The 4,810-nt window shown below is 60.0% G+C and carries 5 protein-coding genes; 4 read left to right on the top strand and 1 reads right to left on the bottom strand.

Translation table 11 applies throughout. From position 1 onward, the window contains the following. Nucleotides 1-481: 481 nt before the first annotated feature. From MJD61_17915 to MJD61_17900, 4 genes are all read left to right on the top strand, one after another. The gene (locus MJD61_17915) at nt 482-1,300 is read left to right on the top strand and encodes an OmpA family protein (protein ID MCG8557140.1); all 819 of its coding nucleotides are present in this window, start codon (nt 482-484) and stop codon (nt 1,298-1,300) included. A 271-nt stretch (nt 1,301-1,571) separates the two neighbouring features. Then, nucleotides 1,572-2,078, top strand: a complete 507-nt coding sequence (locus MJD61_17910; protein MCG8557139.1) for a CarD family transcriptional regulator — start codon at nt 1,572-1,574, stop codon at nt 2,076-2,078. A gap of 204 nt (nt 2,079-2,282) precedes the next feature. Beyond that, nucleotides 2,283-3,821, top strand: a complete 1,539-nt coding sequence (locus MJD61_17905; protein ID MCG8557138.1) for an Rne/Rng family ribonuclease — start codon at nt 2,283-2,285, stop codon at nt 3,819-3,821. A gap of 10 nt (nt 3,822-3,831) precedes the next feature. Next, on the top strand, nt 3,832-4,191 hold the full coding sequence (locus MJD61_17900; protein MCG8557137.1) for a PilZ domain-containing protein: 360 nt from the start codon (nt 3,832-3,834) through the stop codon (nt 4,189-4,191). A gap of 93 nt (nt 4,192-4,284) precedes the next feature. Here MJD61_17900 and MJD61_17895 read toward each other — a convergent pair. Beyond that, nucleotides 4,285-4,810: DUF4388 domain-containing protein (locus MJD61_17895; protein MCG8557136.1), on the bottom strand; the 526-nt coding region annotated here is incomplete at its 5' end.

Here is a 4,810-nt window from a genome sequence, read left to right as displayed (position 1 = left end):
TCTTGCGGCCTCCCTTCTTAGCGGCCCTGGTGGTGGTCTTCCTGGTGCCCTTCTTGCGGGCAACCGGCTTGCGCGCAGTTTTCTTGCGAGTCGCCTTCTTCCTACCTGCGCCGGCGGCCTTCTTGCGGGCGCCCTTCTTGGCTTTAGCCATGTTGGACCTCCTTATGGGTCGTTGGATTGACTGTACCGTATTGTAACGTCATGCCACTGTCAAGCCTGGCAACACCTAATTTAGCTATAACTTATTCTATTTGAGTGCTTAGTGATGTGCAAGTTTGACTTGCATCATTAGATTATGGTGACAACGGACGCCGTCCTGGGTTACCAGAGGATTACGGCACACCTCGCTGCCTGTGCTGGCGGGATAAGCGGGGACGAGTGCACCTTCGTTGACATCGCAGGCGCCGCCACCATACCGTGACTTGGGTGGCGGCCCGTTCCGATCGGGTTGTGTAGCCAACACCAGCAAGGCGAGGGTTGAATGCTGAAAGACGTCCGAGCACACGCGAGGTTGCGGTGCACCGTTGTTGCCAGTGCGATCGTCGCAAGCTCAGCAGCGGCCTGCGGCTACTCGGAGGATGAGATGCAGGTCAAGCGCGACCGCATCAGCGAGTTGGGTCAAGAGCTGGCGGCGGCTCGGCAGGCTCACGAGCAGCTCCAGACGCGCTTTGACGAGCTTGACCAGCAGAATCGACGCATGGTGGCGCAGCTACAAGAGCTGGGGACGAACGTCGAGCAGCTGCAGTCGGAACGCAGCGACCTCAAGAGAGCCCTGGAGGAGCACAAGGCGCGCATGCAACGAGCCCAGGAACGGCTCAAGACCTTTCGCAAGATGCTGGACCAGTTCCACTCCATGATCGCCTCGGGCAAGCTTCGCGTACGGATAGACCGCGGACGCATGGTGGTCGAGTTGGCAGAGAGCATTCTGTTCGATTCAGGCAGCGCCAGGCTCAAGAAGGGCGGCAAGGCGGCACTCGCTCAGGTGGCCGAGGTGCTCAAGACGATCCCCGACCGCGACTACCAAATCGCCGGACATACGGACGACGTCCCAATTCGCGGACGCCGGTTCGCGTCGAACTGGGAGCTGTCCGCTGCGCGCGCCGTGACCGTGACTCGTTTCGTGGAGGCCCAGGGGCTCGAATCCCTTCATCTTTCCGCAGCGGGATATGCCGACACGCGGCCGGTGGCGAGCAACGAAGGCCCCGAAGGGCGAGCACAGAATCGACGCATCGAGATCGTGCTCATGCCCAACCTCGACGAGCTGCCGGATCTCACGTTGCTCACCAAGCTCGATTCGTAGCCGTTCAGACCCCAGGAAGTCGGGTTCCAAGGCGCTGACACGTGACATGGCGTCGGCGGGATCGGGCCGCGTCGATCTCGATGGGTGCGAATTGGTTTATCCATTGAAATCCTTGCGAAAAATTGTAATTGACATACACCGAGTCAGCAGGTAGGCTCCACGCCGACTTTGCGTCTAGGCTCTATCAGGCGGGCGCGGACGCTGCGCGCTCAGTGCCGTTCCTGGACGCTGTCCTGCCGTTTGAAGAGGACCCAACAGAAGGGAGTCCACAATGCAGACTCGTGCACAGCGGACGTTCAAGGTGGGCGACAAGGCGGTGTACCCGGCGCAGGGTGTAGCCGAAGTGGTGTCCATCGAGGAGAAGGATATCGCGGGTGTCCGGCAGCGCTTTTATGTACTGCGCATTCTCGATACCGACCGCAAGATCATGGTGCCCGTCAACAACGCCGGAAGCGTAGGCTTGCGACCTCCCATTAACGAATCCGAGATCAGGGAAATATTCGCGATACTGAAAGAACGGACGATCGCATTTGACAACCAAACCTGGAACCGTCGCTACCGCGGGTTCATGGACAAGATCAAGACGGGATCCGTGTTCGATGTTGCCGAAGTGATGCGCGATTTGTATCGGCTGAAAGCCGAAAAGTCGCTTTCCTTCGGCGAGCGCCGGATGCTCGAAACCGCCCGTACCCTAATCGTGAAGGAAATCGCCGTTACGCGTCGTCGCAGCGAGGAACGGGTGCGTCAGGAGATCGAAAGGATCTTCGAGGCGAACTAGCCGCATCGATGCGGCTGCCACGCGCGACACGGTGGCGAAGACCCTCGGCGCGGCTGGCGCACAGCGCCCGAAACCGGATACGCCACGGTCGCGCGCGAGCGTACGCGAGTGAAATCTTGCCGGCCGCTTTTGACCCCGGGTCGAAGGCGGGAACGGCGAAAGCCTTGCGTGCCAGGCCCGATTTCAAGTCAATCGTCACTGCACATGGCAAGAGACACTCTGGTTATCAACGTCGGCATCGGTGAAACGCGGGTAGCGCTGGTCCAGGACGGTGTGCTCGCGGAACTCTTCATCGAGAGACTCCAGGATCAAAGCGTCGTCGGCAATGTCTACCTGGGCAAGGTCACACGGGTCCTACCAGGAATGCAGGCAGCGTTTATCGACATTGGCCTGGACCGCGCCGCTTTCCTGCACGTCGAAGACGTTATCCCGCAACAGGATATGGATAGCGTGCTCACGGCGAACTCGGAGAACGCGGAGAACTCGGGGGAGCGAGGGGGATCGAGCTCGGGCAAGGCGCGACCCGTTACCCGGGACACGCCGATTCGGGATGTCCTCAAGGAGGGACAATCCTTGGTGGTGCAGGTTTCCAAAGGGCCCATCGGGACCAAAGGTGCACGAGTGACCAGTCACGTCGCACTACCGGGCCGGTACGCGGTCTATCTGCCCACGGTGGATCACCTGGGCGTCTCGAAACGCATTGGAAACGAACGAGAAAGGCGACGCCTGCGCGCCGCCCTGGATGGCTGCAAACCACCACACGGGGGACTCATCGTTCGCACGGTCGCCTCCGGACTCACGAAAAAGCGGCTCAAAGCCGACGTGGGATACATGGTCAAGCGCTGGGGGGAAGTGAAGGCGAAACTGGACAACAACCCGGCGCCTCCGTCTCTGCTCCTTAGCGATCTGGACATCATGCTGCGCGCGGTGCGCGACCTTTTCGACAACAAGGTCCAACGCGTGATCATCGACGATCCCAAGGAGGGTGAACGGCTACGACGCTTCTTGGAGGCCTTCATGCCCGAGCGTGCAGGTGACCTGGAAATCCATGAGGGGAGGGACCCTGTCTTCGACGAGTACGGCATCGAAGATGAGATCTCGCGCGCCCTCGCTCACAAGGTGCCGCTCGCGTCAGGCGGCTATCTGATCATCGACCAGGCGGAGGCACTCACGGCCATCGATGTCAACACCGGTCGTTTCACAGGCCGCGGACACGATGTCGAGGACACGATCCTACAGACCAATCTCGAGGCGGTCAGGGAGATAGCCTATCAGCTTCGCTTCCGGAATATCGGCGGACTCATCGTGCTCGACTTCATCGACATGGAGCACATGCCCAATCGAGATAGGGTCTACAAGTCGCTCCTCGATGCACTAAGACGCGATCGCGCCACCACGACCACGGTGCGCTTCAGCGAGCTCGGCCTGGTCGAAATGACGCGCAAGCGAACACGAGAATCCTTGAGCAGGACGCTCTACGAACCCTGCTTCTATTGCGACGGCACCGGACAATTGAAGTCCAAAACCTCGGTGTGCCACGAAATACTTCGCCAGCTGCGACGCGAGAAAGACGCCCTTCCTGGCTACAAGATCACGATCCAAGCGCACCCCGCAGTATGCGACATGCTCCAACGCGAGGAACGCGGCTCCATCGAGCAGGCATCGAACCGCTTTAGTCGTCAGATCGTGCTTAACGCCAAGCGCGATTATCACCTGGAGCAGTTTGATCTGAGCGGCGCTTAGGGCCCGTAGGATGACGAAAGCAGGTAACCGGCAGCACGCGAGCGAAGGACCCGGATCGGGCCGGCGCTCTGGCAAGCGCGTGACGCTCAATCTGGAGTTCGATTCGTTCGACGCTTTCATCCAAGAGTATGTGACGAACATCTCCCGCACGGGAGTGTTCATCCGCTCAAAGCGACCGCTACCCGTGGGAAGCCAGGTTGAGCTGCACTTCAGCATAATCGCCGGCGCCGTCGAGAGCATTCAAGGGGTCGGACGCGTAGTGCGTCAAGAGCCCGAAGGCATGGGCGTGGTGTTCACCCAGCTAAGCCATTACTCTCAGAAGCTCGTCGAACGCCTGCTCACCTGCCAGCCCGACCAAGCAGGACCATAGACTATTCCGTCGTCGATTCGCCGGCCCGAGCGACGCCAATCGCTCGCAGGCTTATGTACGAAATCAGGGATCCAGGATACTAGAGCCACGAGCCTACGCTTCCTGTAGGTAGCCGCTCTTCAGCAACTCGACCAGCGCCTGACAGGTCGAAAGGTCGTCCGCAGGACAGTGGTTGAGGATCGCCTCCACCACGCGATGGTTGAGCGCCGTCTGCAATACATCGAGCTGCTGCGGCTCCAGGTCGCGCAGCTCGGCGACCAGAGGGGATGCAAGCGACAGCGTCGCATCCATCGCGGGTAGCTCATCGTCCAACCTGGCCATTTCGTCCATGCGTCGCATGGCCTCCATCAACAGGCCCTCGGTCGAAAGCTTCAGTTGTCTCGGAAACTCCTCCTCCGGCTGACTCTCCAGGCAGAAGGTACCCGCCGTCCAACCGACAATACGGTACAAGCTCTTTTCTGCGCCCAGGGTATCGTCGTCGTTCAACGTCGCGTACACCACCTGACCGGCGTCCAAATAGAGCTTACCGACATCGGTTTCTGTACGTACCACAAGTACCCCATTCTTCTTGGAGGAGCTGAACAACTGCAGCAGGTCCGGCAGGGGTACCTCCTCGATG

The organism is Pseudomonadota bacterium (assembly GCA_022361155.1).
GTDB lineage: Bacteria > Myxococcota_A > Polyangia > Polyangiales > JAKSBK01 > JAKSBK01.
Note: the sequence above shows the minus strand (reverse complement) of the source record. Positions and strands in the feature narration are given on the sequence as shown.

Bases quoted from the DNA above. Each gene is read 5' to 3' on its own strand.
- MJD61_17915 (MCG8557140.1), top strand. From the start codon at position 482: ATGCTGAAAGACGTCCGAGCACACGCGAGGTTGCGGTGCACCGTTGTT.
- MJD61_17910 (MCG8557139.1), top strand. From the start codon at position 1,572: ATGCAGACTCGTGCACAGCGGACGTTCAAGGTGGGCGACAAGGCGGTG.
- MJD61_17905 (MCG8557138.1), top strand. From the start codon at position 2,283: ATGGCAAGAGACACTCTGGTTATCAACGTCGGCATCGGTGAAACGCGG.
- MJD61_17900 (MCG8557137.1), top strand. From the start codon at position 3,832: ATGACGAAAGCAGGTAACCGGCAGCACGCGAGCGAAGGACCCGGATCG.